The 22,504-nt window shown below is 59.5% G+C and carries 20 protein-coding genes; 13 read left to right on the top strand and 7 right to left on the bottom strand.

What is annotated here, in order from left to right:
* Positions 1 to 126 precede the first annotated feature (126 nt).
* Entirely contained in the window at positions 127 to 1,845 is a 1,719-nt protein-coding gene (locus L0Y14_RS03390; RefSeq protein WP_006474288.1) for a proline--tRNA ligase, read from the bottom strand.
* 101 nt (positions 1,846 to 1,946) lie between these two features.
* Positions 1,947 to 2,660, bottom strand: coding sequence for a c-type cytochrome (locus L0Y14_RS03395; protein ID WP_006474287.1), 714 nt, complete (start codon positions 2,658 to 2,660; stop codon positions 1,947 to 1,949).
* Between the two features lie 206 nt (positions 2,661 to 2,866).
* On the opposite strand from L0Y14_RS03395, the gene L0Y14_RS03400 reads away from it, so the two are divergent.
* Complete coding sequence (locus L0Y14_RS03400; RefSeq protein WP_006474286.1) at positions 2,867 to 3,271, top strand: globin; 405 nt, start codon at positions 2,867 to 2,869, stop codon at positions 3,269 to 3,271.
* A gap of 4 nt (positions 3,272 to 3,275) precedes the next feature.
* Here L0Y14_RS03400 and L0Y14_RS03405 read toward each other — a convergent pair whose 3' ends face one another.
* Both L0Y14_RS03405 and L0Y14_RS03410 read right to left on the bottom strand, forming a co-directional pair.
* On the bottom strand, positions 3,276 to 3,626 hold the full coding sequence (locus L0Y14_RS03405) for a phenylpyruvate tautomerase MIF-related protein (RefSeq protein ID WP_006474285.1): 351 nt from the start codon (positions 3,624 to 3,626) through the stop codon (positions 3,276 to 3,278).
* 18 nt (positions 3,627 to 3,644) lie between these two features.
* The gene (locus tag L0Y14_RS03410) at positions 3,645 to 4,106 is read right to left on the bottom strand and encodes a DUF4124 domain-containing protein (RefSeq protein ID WP_006474284.1); all 462 of its coding nucleotides are present in this window, start codon (positions 4,104 to 4,106) and stop codon (positions 3,645 to 3,647) included.
* A 190-nt stretch (positions 4,107 to 4,296) separates the two neighbouring features.
* Here L0Y14_RS03410 and L0Y14_RS03415 point away from each other — a divergent pair, with 190 nt between their 5' ends.
* From L0Y14_RS03415 to L0Y14_RS03440, 6 genes are all read left to right on the top strand, one after another.
* On the top strand, positions 4,297 to 6,018 hold the full coding sequence (locus tag L0Y14_RS03415; protein ID WP_005961319.1) for an acetolactate synthase 3 large subunit: 1,722 nt from the start codon (positions 4,297 to 4,299) through the stop codon (positions 6,016 to 6,018).
* Positions 6,018 to 6,509, top strand: a complete 492-nt coding sequence (gene ilvN, locus L0Y14_RS03420; RefSeq protein ID WP_005961320.1) for an acetolactate synthase small subunit — start codon at positions 6,018 to 6,020, stop codon at positions 6,507 to 6,509. The genes L0Y14_RS03415 and ilvN overlap by 1 nt, the downstream gene beginning before the upstream one ends.
* Positions 6,510 to 6,632: 123 nt before the next feature.
* Positions 6,633 to 7,643 carry a ketol-acid reductoisomerase gene (gene ilvC / locus L0Y14_RS03425; protein WP_040819110.1) on the top strand — a complete coding sequence of 337 codons (1,011 nt, stop codon included), beginning with the start codon at positions 6,633 to 6,635 and terminating at the stop codon, positions 7,641 to 7,643.
* A gap of 290 nt (positions 7,644 to 7,933) precedes the next feature.
* Positions 7,934 to 9,598: a thiamine pyrophosphate-binding protein gene (locus tag L0Y14_RS03430; protein ID WP_005961322.1), complete on the top strand. Its 1,665-nt coding sequence runs from the start codon at positions 7,934 to 7,936 to the stop codon at positions 9,596 to 9,598.
* Between the two features lie 18 nt (positions 9,599 to 9,616).
* Positions 9,617 to 11,473 carry a hypothetical protein gene (locus L0Y14_RS03435; RefSeq protein WP_006474282.1) on the top strand — a complete coding sequence of 619 codons (1,857 nt, stop codon included), beginning with the start codon at positions 9,617 to 9,619 and terminating at the stop codon, positions 11,471 to 11,473.
* The gene (locus L0Y14_RS03440) at positions 11,470 to 12,000 is read left to right on the top strand and encodes a hypothetical protein (protein WP_005961324.1); all 531 of its coding nucleotides are present in this window, start codon (positions 11,470 to 11,472) and stop codon (positions 11,998 to 12,000) included. The genes L0Y14_RS03435 and L0Y14_RS03440 overlap by 4 nt, the downstream gene beginning before the upstream one ends.
* Before the next feature lie 7 nt (positions 12,001 to 12,007).
* Here L0Y14_RS03440 and L0Y14_RS03445 read toward each other — a convergent pair whose 3' ends face one another.
* The 3 genes from L0Y14_RS03445 to L0Y14_RS03455 are packed head-to-tail and all read right to left on the bottom strand — an operon-like array spanning position 12,008 to position 14,110.
* On the bottom strand, positions 12,008 to 12,769 hold the full coding sequence (locus L0Y14_RS03445) for a class I SAM-dependent methyltransferase (RefSeq protein WP_005961325.1): 762 nt from the start codon (positions 12,767 to 12,769) through the stop codon (positions 12,008 to 12,010).
* A 5-nt stretch (positions 12,770 to 12,774) separates the two neighbouring features.
* Positions 12,775 to 13,068, bottom strand: coding sequence for a c-type heme family protein (locus tag L0Y14_RS03450; RefSeq protein WP_006474281.1), 294 nt, complete (start codon positions 13,066 to 13,068; stop codon positions 12,775 to 12,777).
* 52 nt (positions 13,069 to 13,120) lie between these two features.
* Positions 13,121 to 14,110 (bottom strand): GGDEF domain-containing protein, encoded by a 990-nt coding sequence (locus L0Y14_RS03455; protein ID WP_006474280.1) that lies wholly within the window; start codon positions 14,108 to 14,110, stop codon positions 13,121 to 13,123.
* A gap of 33 nt (positions 14,111 to 14,143) precedes the next feature.
* Here L0Y14_RS03455 and L0Y14_RS03460 point away from each other — a divergent pair, with 33 nt between their 5' ends.
* The 6 genes from L0Y14_RS03460 (at position 14,144) to aceE (ending at position 22,438) form a co-directional block, all read left to right on the top strand.
* Entirely contained in the window at positions 14,144 to 14,482 is a 339-nt protein-coding gene (locus tag L0Y14_RS03460) for a response regulator (RefSeq protein ID WP_005961328.1), read from the top strand.
* Between the two features lie 42 nt (positions 14,483 to 14,524).
* A complete protein-coding gene (locus tag L0Y14_RS16585; protein ID WP_081417723.1) occupies positions 14,525 to 14,593 on the top strand; it encodes a hypothetical protein in 69 nt (22 codons plus the stop codon).
* A gap of 311 nt (positions 14,594 to 14,904) precedes the next feature.
* Positions 14,905 to 15,762, top strand: coding sequence for a PhnD/SsuA/transferrin family substrate-binding protein (locus L0Y14_RS03465; RefSeq protein WP_005961330.1), 858 nt, complete (start codon positions 14,905 to 14,907; stop codon positions 15,760 to 15,762).
* 85 nt (positions 15,763 to 15,847) lie between these two features.
* On the top strand, positions 15,848 to 18,544 hold the full coding sequence (locus L0Y14_RS03470) for a response regulator (protein WP_006474278.1): 2,697 nt from the start codon (positions 15,848 to 15,850) through the stop codon (positions 18,542 to 18,544).
* The gene (locus L0Y14_RS03475) at positions 18,525 to 19,454 is read left to right on the top strand and encodes a GGDEF domain-containing protein (RefSeq protein WP_005961334.1); all 930 of its coding nucleotides are present in this window, start codon (positions 18,525 to 18,527) and stop codon (positions 19,452 to 19,454) included. Before L0Y14_RS03470 ends, L0Y14_RS03475 begins: the two co-directional genes overlap by 20 nt.
* A gap of 329 nt (positions 19,455 to 19,783) precedes the next feature.
* Positions 19,784 to 22,438, top strand: a complete 2,655-nt coding sequence (aceE, locus tag L0Y14_RS03480) for a pyruvate dehydrogenase (acetyl-transferring), homodimeric type (RefSeq protein WP_006474276.1) — start codon at positions 19,784 to 19,786, stop codon at positions 22,436 to 22,438.
* Positions 22,439 to 22,504: the final 66 nt, after the last annotated feature.

Raw genomic sequence — 22,504 nt, forward strand, 5'->3', positions numbered from 1 at the left:
CCAGGCCGGGGTCTGTCGTTTTATTAACCCGTAATGAAATGATTCATAGGGCCGGCCCTTCGCCGCCGTCTTTGACCGCTCGAAAGAAAAGATATGTCGGGCGCGGCCCGCTCTATCGAAGTGAGATCAGGCCAACTGCTGCCGGATGTGGGCGACGATCCCATCCAGCGGGATGAAGCTGTTCTCGCTATCGTTGCGGCCGCGATACTCCACCTTGCCCTGATCCAGCGAACGCTCGCCGATCACCACCCGGTGTGGGATGCCGATCAGTTCCATGTCGGCAAACATGAAGCCAGGGCGCACGTCGCGGTCGTCCAGCAGCACCTCAATGCCGAGGGCCTGCAGCTCGGTGTAGAGTTGCTCCACCGCCTCGCGCACCCGCGCTGACTTGTGCAGTTTCATCGGGCAGATCGCCACCTGGAAGGGGGCAATGGAGGCGGGCCAGCTGATGCCGTGCTCGTCGTGGTGTTGCTCGATGGTAGCGGCCACCACCCGTGATACGCCGATGCCGTAGCAGCCCATGGTCATCACCACCGCCTTGCCGTTCTCATCGAGTACAGTGGCGTTGAGCGCCTGGCTGTACTTCTGGCCGAGCTGGAAGATGTGGCCGACCTCGATGCCGCGGGCGATGGTGAGTCTGCCCTTGCCGTCGGGGCTCGGATCACCCTCGCGCACATTGCGCAGATCGGCGATCTGCTCCGGCTCCGGTAGGTCGCGGCCCCAGTTGATGCCGAAGTAGTGTTTGCCGTCGATGTTGGCGCCGGCGCTGAAGTCGGCCATCTGCGCCACCGTGCGGTCGACGATGCAGGGGATCGGCAGCTTGACCGGGCCGAGGGAGCCGGTGCCAGCGCCGATCGCGGCGCGGATCTGCTCCTCGCTGGCCATCTCCAGAGGGCTGGCCACCTGTGGCAGCTTCTCCGCCTTGAGTTCGTTCAGCTCGTGGTCGCCGCGCACCAGTAGCGCCACCAGCTCCGCCTCGTCCTCCTCGTCGGCAACCACGATCAGGGTTTTAACGGTCTGCTCAATCGGCTGCTCGAACTGTTCCACCAGCTCCTGGATGGTCCTGGCGTTGGGGGTGTCGACCAGCTCCATCTGTTTCGAGGGGGCGGGGCGATTGCCGGCGGGGGCGATGGCCTCGGCCAGCTCCACGTTGGCGGCGTAGTCCGACTCGGTGGAGAAGGCGATGGCGTCCTCGCCGGAGTCGGCCAGCACATGGAACTCGTGGGAGGCGTTGCCGCCGATCGAGCCAGTGTCTGCCGCCACCGGGCGGAAGTCGAGGCCGCAGCGGCTGAAGATGCGCGAGTAGGTCAGGTACATGCGTTCGTAGGTTTGCTGCAGCGAGGCCTGATCGGCGTGGAAGGAGTAGGCATCCTTCATCAGGAACTCGCGGGCGCGCATTATGCCGAAGCGGGGGCGGATCTCGTCGCGGAACTTGCTCTGGATCTGGTAGTAGTTGACCGGCAGCTGCTTGTAAGAGCGTAGCTCGTTGCGCGCCAGGTCGGTGATGATTTCCTCGTGGGTTGGGCCGAAGCAGAACTCACGCTGGTGGCGGTCCTTGAGGCGCAGCAGCTCCGGGCCGTACTGCTCCCAACGGCCCGACTCCTGCCACAGCTCGGCGGGCTGCACCGCCGGCATCAGCAGCTCCAGTGCACCGGCGCGGTCCATCTCCTCGCGCACGATGGCCTCAACCTTACGCAGCACCCGCAGCCCTAGCGGCAGCCAGGTATAGAGACCGGCGGCGAGTTTGCGGATCATGCCGGCGCGCAGCATCAGCTTATGGCTGGCGGTCTCGGCGTCAGCGGGGGTTTCCTTGACGGTCTGTAGCGGGAACTCGGAGGTGCGCATGGGATGATGATCCTGTGGTGGGCCTATGGTGAAAAGGCGGGATTCTAGCCTGAGCGGCGCGGAGGGTCACCTGTTTGCATGCGCGGGGCGTGGCTGGCAGGTCACTCCAGGTTGGCAAGATAGCTAGCGACCGCTTCGATCTCTTGCGGGGTGCGCAGCTGCTTGGCGCGGGCGGTCATCCAGGGGTTGCTGCGCCGTCCACTCAGGTTCTGGAACTCTTTTAGGATTTTGATGATGTATTCCGGTCGCTGCCCGGCCAGGTGAGCGTAGCCGCTCTCACCGCGGCCATCCGCACCGTGACACTCGACACAGAAGCGGTGGTAGAGCTGTTTTCCTTGCTCCATCAGTTCGCTGCGTCCGCCGCCTGTTGGAATCATCTGTTGCTGAGAATAGTAGAGCGCGAGTTTGATCTTGTCCTCCTGGGAGAAGCTTTTGGCCAGCCCGCCCATGAAAAAGTCGTAGCGGCGGCCGTCGCCGAAGCGCTGGAACTGGTCGACCAGATAGATCGGGTTCTGGCCGGCGAGACTGGGCACCCCTTCGCGTACTGCGTTGCCATCCTCGCCGTGACAGTGTTTGCAGAGCACTGCGCGGTGCCGTGCCTCTCGCATCAGCTTGTCCCGTCGCTTGGCGTCGGTGTTGAGCTGGGTGATGCGCTCTGCCAGTTCACGTCTTACTTTGAGATCCTGGGTTTTCATCGCGTGCTGCCAAGCTGGCATCGCTGTGGCGCTGGTTTGGTGGGGCTTGGTGTCGGCGGCAAACAGGCTGGATGTGTTGGCGCACAGGGCGAGGGCGGTCAAGAGTAGAAAGCTGCGCATATTCAGCGTCCCTGAAAAAAATATGGTTATCCTCCCGTACAGGATTCTGCGCCATGCCTTGGTTGAAAGCAAAATAGGGCGAGGCGCCGGGCGGCAGGCCCAGACGTGACCGGCTTCGTTCCGGCGTGGTGCGCGCATGCCTATACTCGGATGGAGTGGGCGGCACAGCTTCTGCCGTCGAGATCCATCGCAGTGAGATGAGAGAGATGAGCAACCAAGCCGAGTGTGATCTGGCGCTGTTTCAGGCGAGTCTGCAGCGGGCAACCGGTGATCCGGCTTTCTACGATCTGTTCTACCAACGTTTTATCGAAAGCTCACCGAATATCGCACGGGTGTTTCAGAATCGTGACATGGTACAGCTGAAGAAGAAGCTGGCAATCACCCTGGAAATGGTGGCGGATACCGCTGAGGGTAAGCCCGGTCTGATGATGTATCTGGAGATGCTGGGCAAGATCCATCAGCGGCTGGAGATCAAGGGGGCCTATTTCAATGGCTGGCGTGATGCGCTGCTGGAAACGGTGGCTGAGACCGATCCGGACCTCGATGAGGCGACCCGCCAAGCGTGGCGTCAGGTCATCGACGATGTAACCACGCGCATGCTGCAGGGGTGATCGCTCAGCGTTCGAAGGTGGCGCCGTTCCACCCCCATAGATGGCGCTGGGCGTCGGCAAACTCGATATAGATCCGTTCGGCGCTGATCCCCAGTCGATCGGCGATCAGGTGACAGAGGGCATCGGAGAGCTCCTGGGTGCGCTCGCCGGGCAGGCCGATGCTCTTCAGTTCTAGGTAGGCGAGGGGGGCGTCGCTGCCGGCGAACAGCATCTCGGGATTCTGCTCCAGGGAGACCATGACAAAACGCTCCGGCTTGCCGAGCAGTGCAGCGACTTCGGCAGAGGCCTTGCGTAGCAGCGACTTACGTTGGTCTGGCTCGATCGGTTGGTTGGTCTGGATCTTCAGCAGTGGCATCTCTCTCCTCCCTTGACCCTATCGACCACAGTTTTCATTGATCTGCTGCTGTGCGGTTGCGATGCGTGCCTGGCGCTCCTCCTCGGTGAGGCGCAGGTATTGGCCATCGGCGGTGCGCAGTCTGCGACCACCCAGTGATTGGAGGGTCGCCAGATTGTGGCGTGCACTCTGACACCTCTGTTGTTTCAGCGTCTTCTGCTGATCCGCCTGCTGCTGGGTTTGTTTCTGCAGCAGGCGATCCTCTTGTCGGTCCTCCAGCTGCTGGCGCAGGGCGTTGAGGCGCGCTCTCCCGGTTGGCTTGCCGGCGCTCGTTTCCCCTTGATATCTGTGGTTGATGATTGTGGCCTCGCCTTGGGGGGGCGGGCTCTGCGAGTAGACGGTGACGCCGTTTTCATCGACCCAGCGGTAGCTGGTCTCCGCCTGTAGGAGAGGGCTGATGAGCAGCAGTAGGGCGGCTGCGGTAGGGGTTGGTGTCTGCATGATCGATGCGGGGTCTGTCTGATGATTTGCTCTATTATGCGTCACTGCTGCTGATTCTCAAGCAGGGATCGGAAGCGTAGTGACGGTGGTCGCGTGTGCTCTTCTTGACCTATTCGTGCAGTATTAGTAGTTTGTGCCGTTTTGATATCGTTCTGCCCGGCGTGCCGGGGTATGTCTGGAGGTCACTGACGTGGAACTGAGTGGTGCCGAGATCGTCGTTCAAGCGCTGAAAGACGAGGGCGTCGAGCATGTCTTCGGTTATCCGGGAGGAGCCGTACTGCATATCTATGATGCCATCTTCCAACAGGATGCGGTGAAACACATCCTGGTGCGCCATGAGCAGGGCGCCACCCATGCGGCGGATGGCTATGCCCGCTCGACTGGCAAGCCCGGGGTGGCGCTGGTCACCTCTGGTCCGGGGGCGACCAATGCGGTTACCGGCATTGCCACCGCCTATATGGATTCGATCCCGATGGTGGTGCTGACCGGCCAGGTGCCGACCCCGGTGATCGGCAGCGACGCCTTCCAGGAGGTCGACACAGTCGGCATCACCCGTCCCTGCGTCAAACATAATTTTCTGGTGAAGCGCCTCGATGATCTGGCCGAGACCATAAAGAAGGCATTTTATATTGCCACCACTGGCCGACCCGGCCCGGTGGTGGTCGATATCCCTAAGGATATTACCGATCCGGGCATCAAGATCCCCTACAACTATCCAAAGAAGATCAAGATGCGCTCCTACAATCCGGTGGCCAAGGGTCACCTGGGGCAGATCAAAAAGGCGGTCAACATCATACTCGCTGCGGAGCGGCCGGTCTTCTACACGGGTGGCGGCGTCGTGCTGGGGAATGCCTCCAAGGAACTGACCGAGCTAGTCGATGAACTCGACTATCCGATCACCAACACCCTAATGGGCCTCGGCGCCTATCCGGGCAGTGACCGCCACTTCCTCGGCATGCTCGGCATGCACGGTACCTACGAGGCCAATATGGCGATGCACGAGACCGATGTGCTGATCGCCGTGGGGGCCCGCTTCGATGACCGGGTGACCGGCCATGTGCAGCAGTTCTGCCCGAACGCGACGATCATCCATATCGATATTGACCCGGCATCGATCTCGAAGAACGTGCGGGTCGATGTCCCCATCGTCGGGCCGGTGCAGCAGGTGCTGAAGGATATGCTGAAGGTGCTCAAAGGGCACAATAAGCGTCCCGACAGCGAGGCGCTGACCCGTTGGTGGGAGCAGATCGAGCGCTGGCGGAGCATGCACTGCCTCAAGTTCGAGCAGAAGGACGACGGGCCGATCAAACCCCAGTTCGCCGTCGAGACCCTGCACAGGATCACCGGGGGCGATGCCTTCGTCTGTTCCGACGTGGGCCAGCATCAGATGTTTGCCGCCCAGTTCTACAGCTTCGACAAGCCACGGCGCTGGATCAACTCCGGCGGCCTCGGCACCATGGGCTTCGGCCTGCCGGCGGCGATGGGTGTACAGCTGGCCCACCCTGGCAGAGAGGTGGCGCTGGTGACCGGCGAGGCGAGCATCCAGATGTGTATCCAGGAGTTGGCTACCTGCACGCAGCACGCCTTGCCGCTCAAGATCATGCTGCTCAACAACGGTTATATGGGCATGGTGCGTCAGTGGCAGGAGTTCTTCTACGACAGCCGCTACTCCCACTCCTATGTAGAGGCGCTGCCCGACTTCATCAAGCTGGCGGAGTCCTACGGCCATGTCGGCATGCGCATCGAAAAGCCCGGTGACCTGGAGGGCGCAATGAAGGAGGCCTTCGCGATGAAGGATCGGTTGGTCTTCATGGACGTGGTGATCGACCCGGCGGAGAACGTCTATCCGATGATCGCGGCGGGCAAGGGCCACCACGAGATGTACCTGTCACCGGAGAGCGAGCTGGTCTGATGCGACACATTATCTCGATACTGATAGAAAACGAATCCGGCGCCCTCTCCCGGGTGGCCGGCCTGTTCAGCGCCCGTGGCTACAACATCGAGTCGCTCACGGTGGCGCCGACCCATGACCCGAGCCTGTCGCGCATGACTCTGGTGACCCGTGGCAGCGATGAGATCATCGAGCAGATCACCAAACAGCTGAACAAGCTGGTGGAGGTGGTCAAGCTGCTGGATCTCTCCGAAGGCGAGCATCTGGAGCGCGAGATGATGATGATCAAGCTGCGCGCCGAACGGGGCCAGCGTGAGGAGATCAAGCGTCTGGTGGATATCTTTCGCGGCAAGATTATCGACGTCACCGAGAGCAGCTACATCGTCGAGATGACTGGCCAGGCGGATAAGCTCGATGCCTTTATCAATGCGGTGGATGAAGATCTGGTGGTCGAGGTGGTGCGTACCGGCCCCTCCGGTATCGCACGCGGAGACAAGGGGCTGGGTCTCTGAGGCTCTGCTGGGCCAATGATTAATTATGAATTTTGAATGATGAGTTGAGTGGTGCTCGAAGCGCACTCACCCCTGATTCAAGATTAAGAATTCAAAATTTTTCCGAAGGAAAACAACATGGCTATCAACGTTTATTACGATAAAGATTGCGATCTCTCCATCATCAAGGGCAAGACGGTCGCGATCATCGGTTACGGCTCCCAGGGCCACGCCCATGCCAATAATCTGAAAGACTCCGGCATCAATGTCATCGTCGGCCTACGCGAGGGTTCCCCCTCGGTGATCAAGGCGGAGAACTCCGGCCTGACCGTCAAGCCGGTGGCCGAAGCGGTGGCGGCGGCCGATCTGGTAATGATCCTCACCCCGGATGAGTTCCAGTCTGCCCTCTACCGCGACGAGATCGCCCCTAACCTCAAGCAGGGCGCGGCCCTTGCCTTCGCCCACGGCTTTGCCATCCACTACAATCAGGTCGTGCCGCGCGAGGATCTTGACGTGGTCATGATCGCCCCCAAGGCCCCCGGCCACACCGTGCGTAGCGAGTACGAAAAGGGCGGCGGCATCCCCGATCTGATCGCCGTCTTCCAGGACGCCACCGGCAGCGCCAAGGCGACCGCCCTCTCCTACGCCTCCGCCATCGGCGGTGGCCGCACCGGCATCATCGAGACCACCTTCAAGGACGAGACCGAGACCGACCTGTTCGGCGAGCAGGCTGTGCTCTGTGGCGGTGCGGTGGAGCTGGTCAAGGCCGGCTTCGAGACCCTTACCGAGGCGGGTTACGCCCCGGAGATGGCCTACTTCGAGTGCCTCCACGAGCTGAAGCTGATCGTCGATCTGATGTACGAGGGCGGCATCGCCAACATGAACTACTCGATCTCCAACAATGCGGAGTACGGCGAATATGTGACCGGCCCCAAGGTGATCAACGAGGAGAGCAAGAAGGCGATGCGCGAGGCGCTGCACAACATCCAGACCGGTGAGTACGCCAAGCAGTTCATCCTTGAAGGCCAGACCAACTATCCTTCGATGACCGCCTACCGCCGTCTCAATGCCGCCCACCCGATCGAGCAGACCGGTGAGAAGCTGCGGGCTATGATGCCGTGGATCAAGAAGATCGTGGACAAGTCGAAGAACTGATCCACGCCTTCGCAACGCCCAAAAGCAGCTGGCTGAACAGCCCTGTCCTGTCCGGTGCCTACGACCCTGAACCCATGCCTCACGCGACGCCACGGAGGGCGTCATGGGTGGCAGGGAGGCAATCCTCAACACGGACTTCGATCGTTCGATAACCTCCTCGCACCTTCTGCACCACCCCGCCGCAAATCCGGGTTTGGAGTGGACGCGGTTGCGGTTAAACTTAGCTACCTTGCGGCCCGGGAGGGGCATAGCAATCGGGTTTCCTGCGCATACCGGAACCATTCATCGGCATGAAGATAAAAGTCAGTGAACTCATCGTCAGGTACCTGGAGCGTCTGGGCATCAAGCACATCTTTGGTATACCCGGGGCACATATCCTGCCGGTGTACGATGCCCTCTACGCTGCCGATATCGAGACCATACTGACCAAGCATGAGCAGGGCGCGGCCTTCATGGCGGCTGGCTACACGCGAGCCTCGGGGCGGATCGGTGCCTGTATCTCCACTGCCGGGCCAGGTGCCACCAACCTGATTACCGGGGTCGCCAGCGCCTATGCCGACAAGCAGCCGATGCTGGTCATCACCGGTGAGACCTCGACCCATATCTACGGCAAGGGTGGTCTCCAGGAAAGTTCTGGCGAGGGTGGCAGCATTGACCAGGTGATGCTGTTCAAGGGCATCACCCGCTACAATAAGATCATCGAGCGCACCGACTATCTGCCTCAGGTGCTGACCCAGATCACCAAGATCCTGCTGGCCCCGAACTCCGGCCCGGTGTTGCTGAGCCTGCCCTTCAATGTGCAGCAGGAACTGGTCGACGCGTCGATCCTCGACGGTATCAAGACCGAACGCCATACCCATGCCATCCGCGGCAACAGCAATGCGATCGACGCTCTGGCGGAGATGATCGTGCAGGCGCAGCGCCCGGTGATCCTGGCCGGCTTTGGCTGTATCCGCTCCGGGGCGCAGCAGGTCCTGGCGCGTCTCAGCGAGACGCTGAACATCCCGGTCGCCACCAGCCTGAAGGCCAAGGGGGTAATCGACGAACGCGCGCCGCTGTCGCTGGGCAGCCTCGGCGTTACCTCCAGTGGTGAAGCCCACGAGTATATTGTCGAGCGCGCCGATTTGATCCTGGTGCTGGGAGCCGGCTTCAACGAACGCACCAGCTACGTCTGGGAGCCCAGCCTGCTGCAGAGCAGACGGGTGCTGCAGATCGACAACGACCAGGAACAATTGGAAAAGGTGTTCGATGCCGACATCGCCTTCTGCGGCGATATCCGCGAGACCCTCGACGGCATCCTCGGCTATCTCGAGCGTCACGGCATCGAGCATTCCTCCGCCAGCGGGCCGCAGGCGGAGATCGCTGAACTCAAGGCCAGTGGCGGCGCGAAGCGCATCCTGCAAACGGGCTTCGAGCTGGTCGAGGCGTTCTTCGCGCAGCTGGAGCGCCATTTTCCGCGGGATGCGGTGGTCTTCGACGACAACATTATCTATGCGCAAAACCTCTTCCATGTCGCTGCGGGCAACCACTACCACCCCAACTCGGGTATCTCCTCGCTGGGGCACGCGGTGCCGGCGGCGATCGGCGCACACTTCGCCCTCGAACTGCCGACCTTCGCGGTGCTTGGTGACGGTGGTTTCCAAATGTGCGCGATGGAGCTGATGACCGCGGTCAACTACCGCAAGCAGCTGAATGTTGTGGTGTTCAACAATTCCAGCATGGGGTTGATCCGTAAGAACCAAGTCCAACAGTACGACGGGCGCCTGATCAGCTGTGACTTCGTCAATCCCGACTACGCTTACCTGGCCAAGGCCTTCGGCATCGCATACTACAAGGTCGCGCGCGAGGCGGATCTGGAGAGCTTGTTTGCGCAGGCTGACCTGCACAACGGGATCAACCTGATCGAGATCCTGATCGACAAGAATGCCTTTCCCAACTATCGCTCGCGGCGCTGAGGCAAGGCTGCTCCGCGCATGTCTGTAGCCGATTCATCCCTGCTCAGCCAACTGTTCGAGCGCTTTGCTATAGAGCCCTCCACGGAGGCCTTGCGTAGCGCCTGGCTGGCCAAGCCGCACGGCTCCGCTGCGGACAGGGTCTATCGCGATGCCTTGGAGTGGCTGGAAAGAAAGCTCTGGAGCGGGGGCGTGCAGCCCGAGTTGCTGGCGCTCTACCAGGCGCTGTTCCGCGAGTTCGAGCAACAGCGCGATGCCGACTCGGACGACCGCCGTCACCACTTTGTAGTGGTGATCCCGGTTGCCGACCGCCCCGAACACCTGCGCAGTTGCCTGGCCAGCCTGCTTAAGCTGTGCCAGCTCTACCGTTACGGTAGCTACCGGGATGGCCGTTTTACCCACGTTAGCGTGCTGCTCGCCGACGACAGCGAGCAGCACGCCAACCAGCGTAGCCATCGCGAGATCGCGGCCGACTTCACTGCCCGGGGCCTGACCACTGAGTACTTTGGTGCCGACGCCCAGCGTGAGCTATTCGCTCGCCTGCCGGTGAGTAGTCGCAGCGCCTTGCAGCGTATGCTCGGCAGCGGCGAACCGTTGCATCACAAGGGTGCCTCGATCACCCGCAACCTCGCCTATCTCCACCTCGCCAGCCACTTGCCAGCGCAGCCCAGGCAGCTCTTCTACTGTATCGACAGCGACCAGGAGTTCCGGGTGCGGATCGATACTGCGCAAGGCGAGCGCAACCTCTACGCGCTCAACTACCTGCATCAGCTCGACCGCATCTTCACCACAACGGACGCACAGGTGCTGACTGGCAAGGTGGTTGGTGATCCGCCAGTATCGCCGGCGGTGATGGCCGGTAACTTTCTCGAAGACGTGTTGGGTTTTCTGTTGCGAATGGCACAGCTGGATGTCTCGCAGGCCTGCCAGTTCCACCAACCCAATGGCGATAAGGTTAGTGATGCCTCCTACCATGACATGGCCGATCTGTTCGGCTTCAAGTCTGAGGTGGCGAGGTACGACTACCACTGTACCCTGGACGGAGCGCATGACCATGCGGCCTGCTTCGCCGACTTCGCGGTGCGCCTGAACCGCTTCTTCGACGGTGAGCACCCAACCCGACATAGCTATTACGAGCCTGCGGAGCTGCACGCCGGGATCCAGTCGGCGCGCACCATCTACACCGGTAACTACATCTTTCGCCCCTCCGCTTTGCGCTTCGGTATTCCGTTTGCCAGCCTCAAGCTGCGCATGGCCGGCCCGGTGATGGGACGCTTAATCAAGGCCGAGATCGGCCCCGGCTTTGTCTCGGTCAACCTGCCGATGCTGCACAAGCGTACCGTCGCAGGACTGGGCCAGTCGGAGTTCCGCCCCGGCATCGAGCACGGCAATGACCGCATCGATCTGTGCGGCGAGTTTGAACGCCAGTTCTTTGGCGACGTGATGCTGTTCACCGTTGAACAGCTCACTGCCCAGGGCTACCCGGCTAGGTCGCTCTCGAACGCCACGATCGAACAGAGCCTGATCACTACAGAAGGGCGCATGTTTGAGCTCTACAGCGCCAAGCAGGTGCAGATTCTGAACAAACTGGAACGGCTGGAGAGTCTGTTCGCCGACCCAGCGCAGTGGTGGCAGGCGCACCCCGAGCTGGTCGATGCGCGTGCCGATTTCGCACGCTTCATCGCCAATATGCAGCACAATTTTGGGGGCGGCGCCTGCGGCTATTCCAGCATCGCCGAGCCGGCCAAGCGTGAGCGTCGCCACGCCCAGATGCTGAGCGCGTTGTGTGATCTGGCCGCTGACCAGGATAGCTGGCAGCGCGTGCTGGAGAGTCTCAGCCCGACTGGCGCCATGCAAGCGGAGCGGACGGCCAGGTGAACGTCTTTGTTCTCAACAGCGGGCGCTGTGGCTCGACCACCTTCATTCAGGCCTGTCGGTATATCGACAATTTCAGCGCCGCGCACGAATCGCGGATTCAACTGCTCGGCCCACAGCGCCTTGCCTACCCCGAGCAGCACATCGAGGCCGACAACCGCCTGGCCTGGTTCCTCGGGCGGCTCGAGCGCGCCTACGGCACCGGCGCCTTCTACGTGCACCTGCAGCGCGATCCTGCCGCCACCGCAGCCAGCTTCGCCAAACGTAGTGAGTTCGGCATCATGCAGGCCTACCGTGAAGGCATCCTGCTTGGCGCTCAGTCGGATCAGACCAGCCAAGCGCTGGCCGAGGACTACCTCGACACCATCGAGGCCAACATCGCGCTGTTTTTGCGCGACAAGCCACAGCAGATGGTATTTCGCCTCGAGAATGCCAAGGCTGATTTCACGGAGTTCTGGGACCGTATCGGTGCTAGCGGTGAGCTAAGCGCTGCCCTAGAGGAGTGGCAGGTGCAGTACAACGCCTCTTAAGTGTTGATCAACGCCCCTTATGCACCACCAATCGTGCGCAACCGCGCTCGGTATCGAGATAGTCACACTCCAGGTCGGGGTAGAGCGTCTGCCACATTGACACGATTTCCCGCTCGTCAGGCCGTGCCGCATCATCGAGGAACACCACACAACCATCCGCCAAACGGTCATACAACAGGGGCAGGGCCGGAAAACGAGAATGTTGCTGGATGAACCCCGGTGGACCGTCGATTACCAGCATATCCACTTCTCCAACCGGGATCTTGTCGGGCGCATACCAGGCAAAGCGCTTCCCCTCCAGTTCGACCTCCTGCAGCGGTGCATCGATCACCGTTCCCTGTTCAGCCAATCCATATCGTTGCAGATGCGAGCGTGTCCTGGCCGCGTAGGTTGCACCGTTCTCCAGGCTGTAGAGGCGCCCAGCGCCATTCATCGAACAGCATCGAGCCAACATCAGTGTGGTAACCCCGCTGCTGCACTCAAACACCAGCCTCGGCCGCTGCTCCAGGCAGTGTTCGACAATCAGTTCCAGAAAATCTGGGCTGGCCGACCAGCCTGGTGAATAGGGCAGGCCCTGGTGCAGATCGAGTCGATCGAGAAGCGACTGCTGGATCACCAGCTGGTCGAACTGCCCGGCAAGCTCAGAGCGCAACTCCGTTAGCTTTACAGCATCTGTCTGCGTGCGCAGATCACGTCCGAATAGATGCAGTCTCCAACCAATAAGAGCAAGCAGCAGCAGGTTCAACGCAAGCAGGATATTCGTCAGCATGTTGTTCAGGCTTGAGAAGTGGACGGAGCAGTAAAACCGCTTCGTCTGGTGAAAGCAAATCCCTTCCGCCTGCGATCGCTGAGCAGGGTGTGGGAGATGACGAGGCTGCGCAGGCTCTGTTCGGTGGCTTCTTTGTAAGGAGCCAGTGGCATCGAGATGCTGACCTCGCCACGGATATCGCCCACTTTGAAACCCAAGTGGCCGTGGCACCTCACACAACCCTCACGCATCACCATCTGGCGCATTAGTCGCAGAGAGTCGCTGCCATCCATCTTGGTGAACTCGACTACCCCAGTCACTCCCTCGCAGGTTAGGAAGCCCCGCAAATGATCAAGGATTAATGTCGTGGGGTCAGAAGAGTTCCTGCTTCGTTATATCGTGGTCGTCACCGTCTACCTGACTGATCTCCGAATAGCTGACCACCCTGTTGCGGCCATTCTCTTTGGCGTGGTAGAGCGCCCGGTCGGCTTGGTCGATCAGGTCAGTAGGCAGTAACTTGGAGCTGACCGCGGTAAAGCCGATACTGACGGTCACCTGCCCCACAGCAGGGAAGTTGTAGGAGGCAATGGTCTCGCGAAAACGTTCTGCCGCGGCCCTTGCGCCCACCTCGCCAGTGGTCTCTGTCATCAGCACGATAAATTCTTCACCGCCGAAGCGGAATAGGATGTCGGTATAGCGGAAAGTGCGCTCCATCAGTTGCGCAAATTGCAGTAATACCTCATCGCCGTAGAGGTGGCCGTAGGTATCGTTGATCCGTTTGAAGTGGTCGATGTCCAACACGGCCAGCCAGGCGCAGTTACTCCCTACCTCTGTCTGCATCTGGGCGATCTTCATCAGATGGTTTTCAAAGGTTTCCCGGTTCATTAGGCCGGTGAGTTTGTCACGCTCCTTGGCGTCAATAATCTGCGTTTGGTTGGTGTAGAGTTCAATGATCTGCAGCAGATCGACCCGCTGCCTAGGGGAGAATGATTCCCCCTCCACGGCGACCAGCCGGGCTGGGTTGATCCCGCTTTTGACCGGAAATACCAGCCGCACACCCTGAGCTTCCTGTTGCTTTACTTCGACCGGGCTATTGTCCAGCAGGCACTGGGTGAGTCCGCTCTCACTGCCGATGGAGAGGGCATCCCTCGACAGACCGTTGCAGAATTTCCTGACCACTGCGCCGCTTAGATCGGCATCTGGACCCTTAATGCGTTGCTTGGTGAAGACCTCATACACCGTGGCGTTTGTGACATAGGGGAGCCCCTGCAGGATCTGGATGACCTGGCTGCTGAGTGCATGGCCATCGCTCTGCCGCGTCAGAGCCAGTGCGGCATGAATGGCAAAGTGTTCAGAGTCCATGTGTTCTCCTTGTTATGGAAATAGTATCGTCCCATGCCGATAAATATTTACATTGATGTGCCGGTGAACTCCTCGTGGCCGTGGGGAGAGACGATGCCAATAAAAACAAAAGGTGGTTTGCAGCGTTGTCTCTTGTTCGTTTTGTCGCGTGTTGTGCTGGTATCCATCGGCAGTATTGCCGCTCAGGGCGCAGCATCCTGGTTTAGCCTCGATCTGGCTAATGCCGAGGCGCGGTCTCCTCCGCGCCAGATTGCCGACCTGTACTACGAAAAGATAGTGGTGGTGGAGGACAATATCACCACCTGGTTGGTGGCCCAGGGCATGCTGGTGAAGTTTGGCATTAACATGGATCTGACTGCCAACGGGGAATAGGCGATTACTGCCCTCGAGCAGCCTTCCTACGACCTGGTGTTCATGGATTGCCAGATGCCGGTGCTGGATGGGTATGACGCCATCCAGCGGATTCGTGATCGCAATCGCTGATTAAGGAGCCTCTGAACAAGTCATGCCATCCCGGTGATTGTCATGACTGCTAATGTAATGCAGGGGGACCGGGATAAGTGCATCGTCGTAAGCATGGACGATCATTGCCAAGTCGGTGGACTCAACGAAATTACGACGGGCACTGGAGCAGTGGCTGCCTGATCGTTGTCACCAGGCTGACAAATGGGGCGGCGACAAATTTAATGAGCATCGAGGCGTAGACGATTCTGAAGTTCTGATCAAATTTGACTTCGCCCCCCTGTGGACAAAACAATGCCGAAGGAAAGATTATTTTTACGTTGTAAAACAATATGAAAACCCCGATCACCACGACACTGCTACTGTTTACACTGATTACCGCCCCTGCTCATGCCGAGGTGAAGCTCAGCTTTGGTGTCTACACTTCCGACAAGCCCACCACCATGGTGAGGCAATTTCGGCCAGTGCTCAAGGCGCTGCAGGCCCGGCTCTCGGATAAACTGGGGGAGCCTGTGCGCATCAGAATACAGGTAGCAAAAAACTATGATCAGGGCATAGAGGATCTTGTTACAGGTAAGGTCGATTTTGCGAGGATGGGGCCGGCTTCCTACATCACCAGCAAGCAGCGGAATCCTGATCTTCAGCTGCTGGTGATGGAGAGTAAACAAGGAAGCAAAACTTTTTACGGCATCATCTGTGTCCATGAACAGAGCCCTATTAAAGAGATCGGCCACCTTAAGGGACGGAGTTTCGCGTTTGGCAGCCCACGTTCGACCATCGGTCGTTATTTGTCGCAACATCTTTTGTTGCAAAACGGTGTGTTTGCCCACGATCTGGCCAGCTATAAATACCTTGGTCGACACGACCGGGTCGGCGCAGCTGTTGGCGCCGGCCAGTTTGATGCCGGCGCGCTCAAGGAGAGTACATTCAAGAAGCTGAAGAAAAAGGGCACGCCAATTCGTCAGCTGGTCCGTTTTCCCAATGTCACCAAACCCTGGATCGCCAGCAGCACTTTGAACACACGAACAATCTCTGCACTAAAAGAGACCCTGCTTGAACTCAAAGACTCTGCGGCGCTAAAGGCACTCAAGAAATCGGGCTTCCTGCCCGCTGATGATAGTGACTACGCGCCGATCCGGGAGTCGATGCAGGATAATGAAGAGTTCTTTGGACAGTCGAAGCACAGCTGAAACTCCAGGATCGGATGCCATAAGTCATTCATCTCCTTCGCCAAGCAAGGGCTGGCCACTCTGGCTGCAGTTGGGTTTAGCCCTGTTGGCGGCACTACTGCTGATCAACCTGATTACTGCACCCCTGGCCCGCCATATGGTGAGCGATTTTCTCTTTAAGCAGGTGGATGAACAGAGCCGCAGCGCGTTTGCGCTGCTGAGCGCAACGGTTATCGATGCGGTGATCGCGGAGGATATTCCTTTGCTGGAGACAGTGATGGCACAGGCGCTTGAGCAGACGCCCAACATGTCCGAACTTTCTATTGAGAATGAACAGGGGGAACTGCTGGTTCAACGCTCGCGGAGCAGGGATGCTGGCAACGACAAAATACGCACCGATACCCATGCCATTGTGTTTGATGGCGAGCGGTTTGGCACAATCAATATTCAATGGAATATGGAACCGGTTCACCGCAAGATCAACCGTCATGTGGCCGAGGTTCAGCTCTTTATCTCGATGATGCTGGTTATCTTGACCGGGCTGATCGTCATCCTCATTCACTGGCTGGCCATTCGTCCGATGCGCCGTATCACCGACTCTTTGGCCGGATTGTCGGAAGCGCAACATCCTGTCCCGCTCCACCTCTCACGCTCCTCCAGCCGGGAGTTGCGGTTGATGGCGGCATCGGTGAATGATCTCGCCAATGTCATGCAGCAGCGAGATCAACGTGAGCGCGATCTGATTGACGCGCGTGAGGCGTTGGAGGTCGCCTACGACGAGGCTCTTAGCGCCACCCGGGCCAAGAGTGAGTTTCTCGCCAACATGAGCCACGAGATCCGCACCCCGATGAACGGTGTGATCGGTATGACCAGTCTGCTGCTGGATAGTCCGCTCAGTGATGAGCAGCATGGGCGTGCCCTGATCGTCAAACGCAGTGCCGAATCCCTGCTCAGCCTCATCAACGACATCCTCGACTTCACCAAGATCGAGGCCGGCAGGCTCGACCTGGAGATCATCGACTTTGATCTGGGCGCCCTGATGGATGATTTTGCTGCAACCATGGCGTTCCGCGCTGAAGAGAAGGGGTTGGAGCTGGTCTGTCCGGCCAACCCGGTATTGCATCACTGGTACCAGGGTGATCCAGGGCGTATCCGCCAGATCTTGACCAACTTGGTGGGCAACGCCCTCAAGTTCACTGAACAGGGCGAGGTGTCGGTGCGCTACGACTTGATAGCAGAGGAGGGTGATCGAACCCTGCTGCGCTTCAGGGTTAGTGATACCGGCATCGGCCTGAGTGTTGAACAGCAGGAGCATCTGTTCGAACGTTTCACCCAGGCCGATGGTTCCACCACTCGTCAATACGGTGGTACTGGTCTGGGATTGTCGATCAGCAAACAGCTGGTGGAGTTGATGGGCGGCGAGATTGGGGTGGAGAGCAGCCTCGGTGAGGGCTCTACCTTCTTTTTTACTCTGGATCTGGCCAATGCTGAGGTGCAGACTCCGCCACGCAAGACCAGCGATCTGCGCAGTGAAAAGGTGTTGGTGGTGGACGATAATGCGACCAATCGCCAGTTGCTCGACGAGGTGCTCACTGTCTGGCAGGTTGAACATGACCTGGCGGCAAGTGGTCCGGCAGCGCTGCAGGCGCTCCATGATGCGGCGGGGCTAGATATGCCCTACACTATTGCTCTGCTCGACATGCAGATGCCCGGCATGGATGGAGCACAGCTGGGAGCCAGCATCCACAGCGATAAAAAACTGGCTGCCACCCGTACGGTTCTACTCACTTCCCAGGGTCGGCGTGGCGATGCCAAACAGATGCATGAGGCGGGTTTTTTCGGTTACCTCAGCAAGCCCATCAACCAGTCCGAACTCTACAACGCTCTGCTGCAGGTGGCCGGTATCACCGGCGACGACGAGCGACTGATCACCCGTTACACCGCCCGTGAAATACAGCAGTTCAATGCCCGGGTATTGGTGGTGGAGGACAATGTCACCAACCAGGCAGTGGCCCAGGGCATGCTGGAAAAGTTCGGCGTCCACATCGACCTGGTCGCCAACGGGCAGGAGGCGATCACTGCCCTCGAACAGCTCCCCTACGATCTGGTTTTTATGGATTGCCAGATGCCGGTGATGGATGGTTATGACGCCACCCGCCGCATCCGTGATCCGCAATCATCGGTCAAAGATCACAATATCCCGGTGATCGCCATGACCGCCAACGCCATGCAGGGTGATCGAGACAAATGCATCGAGGCAGGTATGGACGACCACATCGCCAAGCCGGTGGACCCCAGAAAACTGCGCCGAGCGCTGGAACAGTGGTTGCCTGTCTGTTGCCAGCAGACCAACCCTGAAGGGGACGAAGGCAAATCTGATGAGTCTCGAAGCGCAGAAAATCCTGAAGTTTCGATCAACCATGATTCCGCTCCCTCACCCCAACACTCTGATGAACCCGTGTTTGACTACACCGACATGCGTAGCCGACTGGCGGATGATGACACCCTGGTCCGCACCGTGGCCGAGGCCTTTCTGGGAGATATGCCCGATCAGATTGAACAGCTCAAGGTCCTGGTCGCGGCTGATAATAAGGCGCAGTCCACCGCCCAGCTACACAAGATCAGAGGTGCAGCAGCCAACGTGGGCGGTATGGCGCTCAGCGCCCTGGCCCTGACGATGGAGCAGGCTGGCAAGGCCGCTGACCTGGAGGCTGTCCGTGAGAGGCTGCCAGAGCTGGAAAATCGCTTCGTGCAACTCAAGGCAGCAATGAAGGAGCGGCTGTTTGAAACTACTAATCGCTGAGGATGACCTGACTTCACGTACCATGCTGGCGGCCGTGACCCGCAAATGGGGTTATGAGCCAATAGCCGTGGAAGATGGCGAGGCGGCTTGGCAGGTCATGCAGGAAGATGAAGCACCGAGACTGCTGCTGCTCGACTGGGAGATGCCGAAGCTGGATGGTCTGGCCCTGTGTCAACGAATTCGCCAGCAGCAGAGTAGCAATCCACCTTTTATCATTCTGCTGACCGCCCGCTGTGAGACCGGCGACATCGTTGCCGGGCTGGATGCCGGCGCTAATGACTATATCGCCAAACCCTTCGAAAATGCGGAGTTGCAGGCCCGCCTGCAAGTCGGCAGACGCATGCTGACACTTCAGCAGGAATTACTCGGGGCAAAAGATGCGCTGGCATTTCAAGCGACCCATGATGCCTTGACCGGACTGCTCAACCGCGGGGCTGTGATGCAGGTGCTGGAGAAGGAGATGGCGCGCGCCATACGCCTGTCGCAACCCCTATGCATCGGCCTGTGCGATATCGATTACTTCAAGCGCATCAACGATGCTCACGGTCATCCCGCCGGTGACGCCGTGTTGCAGGAGGTGACCAAGCGCATCGTCGGTGCACTCAGGCCCTATGATCAGGTAGGCCGTTATGGCGGGGAGGAGTTTTTGATCCTGCTGAATGCGAAACAGGATCAGGCACAGAATCTGTTGGAACGTATTCGGCGGGCCATGGCCGATACTCCGATTGTTATTGAACAGGCCAAGCTGGAGGTGACGATCAGCTGCGGTGCGACTCTGTTTGTGCCACCAGAGGATAAGCGTGGGGGCGATGCGCTTCTCACCATTGCCGATGCCGCTCTGTACGAGTCAAAGGCGGCCGGACGCAATTGCACGGTATTTTCCCCGCCCCCATTCGCCGCCCACCCGTAATGCGTACTGACGCGTTTGCGAAATCAGGCGCGTCTTTTGCCCACACAAAGCTAATTCGAAAAACGCACAATCCTGCGGCTTATTTGATAGAAAAACAGCTGGAATTTCAGTGACTCTTTAGTATATTGGCGGACTAAATTGTGACTATTGATAATCCAAATATTGGTCGGTCGCTGACTGCTACTGCAGGCTGGCAGCTCAAGGTGGTGCATGATGGCTTGTAAACAATATCGGATCATTAGGGTCTGGATGTCCCGACAGACAACAGAGCGGCAGAGCCTGCTGCTGTAGTTGCTGCAGAAAAAACGAAAATCGCATAGAGAATCTCGATGGTAAACAAACCCGATATCGATCCGCAGGAAACAGAGGAATGGCTCGACGCCTTGGAGGCGGTGCTGGAGAATGAAGGTGTCGAACGCGCCCATTTCCTGATCGAGCGGCTGGTCGACAAGGCGCGCCGTTCCGGAGCGCACCTGCCGTTCAGCGCCAATACCGCCTATCTCAACACCATCCCGCTCAGTCAGCAGGAGCGCTTCCCCGGTGACCGGGCGATGGAACGGCGCATCCGCTCCTTCATCCGTTGGAACGCGATGGCGATGGTGGTGCAGGCGAACCGCATCTCCACCGAGTTGGGCGGCCACATCTCCAGCTTTGCCTCGGTGGCGACTCTCTTCGACGTGGGTTTCAACCACTTCTTTCGCGCCTCCAACAAGGAGCAGGAGGGCGATCTGATCTTCTTCCAGGGCCACTCCGCTCCCGGCATCTATGCCCGTGCCTATCTGGAAGGGCGGATCAGTGAGGATCAGCTCTACAGCTTCCGTCAGGAGGTGGATGGCAACGGCCTCTCCTCCTACCCCCATCCCAAGCTGATGCCAGGCTTTTGGCAGTTCCCCACCGTCTCGATGGGGCTCGGGCCGCTGATGGCGATCTACCAGGCGCGTTTCATGCGCTACCTCAACGACCGCGGCATCGCCAACACCGAAAAGCGCAAGGTCTGGGCCTTCTGCGGCGACGGCGAGATGGATGAGCCGGAGGCGCTGGGGGCAATCTCTCTGGCCGGCCGCGAGCGGCTCGACAACCTCTGCTTCGTCATTAACTGCAACCTGCAGCGGCTCGATGGCCCGGTGCGTGGCAACGGCAAGATTATCCAGGAGCTGGAGGCGGTGTTCCGTGGTGCCGGCTGGAACGTGATCAAGGTGATCTGGGGCGGCTACTGGGATCCGCTGTTCAGCCGCGACAAACATGGCACCCTGCTGAAACGCATGGAAGAGGCGGTGGATGGCGACTACCAGGCCTACAAGGCTAAGGGCGGCGCCTACACTCGTGAGCACTTCTTCGGCAAATACCCGGAGCTTACCGAGATGGTCGCCGACATGACCGATGAGGATATTTGGCGCCTCAACCGCGGTGGCCACGATCCGCACAAAGTCTACGCCGCCTACGCCGAGGCCGCCAAGCACACTGGCCAGCCGACGGTGATCCTGGCCAAGACGGTGAAGGGCTACGGCATGGGCGTGGCCGGTGAGGGGCAGAACATCACCCACTCGCAAAAAAAGATGGGCGAGGCGGCGCTACGCGCCTTCCGTGACCGTTTTAACATCCCAATCCCCGACGAGATGATCGGCGCCGCCCCCTTCTTCAAGCCGGCCGCCGACACACCGGAGATGAAATATATGCATCAGCGGCGACAGGAGCTGGGTGGCTATCTGCCGAGCCGTCGCACCCAGGCGGAGGCGCTGCAGGTGCCGGAGCTGAGCCTGTTCCAGCCGCTGCTGGAAGGCAGCGGTGAGCGCGAGATGTCCACCACTATGGCCTTCGTGCGGATGCTCAACATGCTGCTGCGTGACAAGAAGCTGGGTCGACAGGTGGTGCCGATCGTGCCCGACGAGGCGCGCACCTTCGGCATGGAGGGGATGTTCCGTCAGCTCGGCATCTACTCCTCGGTGGGCCAGCTCTATGAGCCGGTGGATGCCGACCAGGTGATGTACTACCGGGAGGATAAAAAGGGCCAGATCCTGCAGGAGGGGATCAACGAGGCGGGGGCCATGTCGTCGTGGATTGCTGCCGCCACCGCCTACAGTAACCACGGCACGCCGATGATCCCGTTCTACATCTACTATTCGATGTTCGGCTTTCAGCGCATCGGCGACCTGGCTTGGGCCGCCGGCGACATGCAGGCGCGCGGCTTCCTGATCGGCGGTACCGCCGGTCGCACCACCCTGGCCGGCGAGGGGCTGCAGCACCAAGATGGCCACAGCCATCTAATGGCCGCCACCATCCCCAACTGCGTCGCCTATGATCCGGCCTTCGCCTATGAGCTGGCGGTGATCATGCAGGATGGCATGCGCCGCATGTATCAGGAGCAGGAGAACTGCTTCTACTATCTGACGGTGATGAACGAGAACTACCTGCAGCCGGCGATGCCAGAAGGTGTCGAAGCGGGCATCCGCCGTGGCATCTACCGCTTCCAGCTGGGTGGCAAGCGGCGCAAACGGGTGCAGCTGTTGGGTAGTGGTGCGATCCTGCGGGAGGTGATCGCCGCCGCCGAGCTGCTGGAGAAAGACTTCAGCATCTCCGCCGATGTCTGGAGCGTCACCAGCTTCACAGAGCTGAGGCGTGACGGTATCGATGTGGAGCGCTGGAACATGCTGCATCCGGATCAGCCACCGCGCATCGCCTACATCAGTCAGCAGCTGGCGGAGACCAAAGGCCCGGTGATTGCCGCCACCGACTATATCCGCAGCTATGCAGATCAGGTTCGCCCCTATATCGATCGCCGCTACAGCGTGCTCGGCACTGACGGTTTTGGCCGCAGCGACATGCGTTCACAGCTGCGCAAGTTCTTTGAGGTGAATCGCTACTATGTGGCGCTGGCTGCCCTCAAGGCGTTGGCCGACGATGGCAAGATTGATGCATCCGAAGTTAGCAAGGCGATCAAAAAGTACAAGATCGACCCGGAAAAGCCGAATCCGAGCACGCTCTAGCGATCTCAGAGCATGGCCGGCTTCGGTATTCCAGCCGGGAAAAGATTGAGCGCCGAAAAGGCGGTA

Origin of the sequence: Candidatus Endoriftia persephonae, assembly GCF_023733635.1 — a bacterium.
Lineage (GTDB): Bacteria > Pseudomonadota > Gammaproteobacteria > Chromatiales > Chromatiaceae > Endoriftia > Endoriftia persephonae.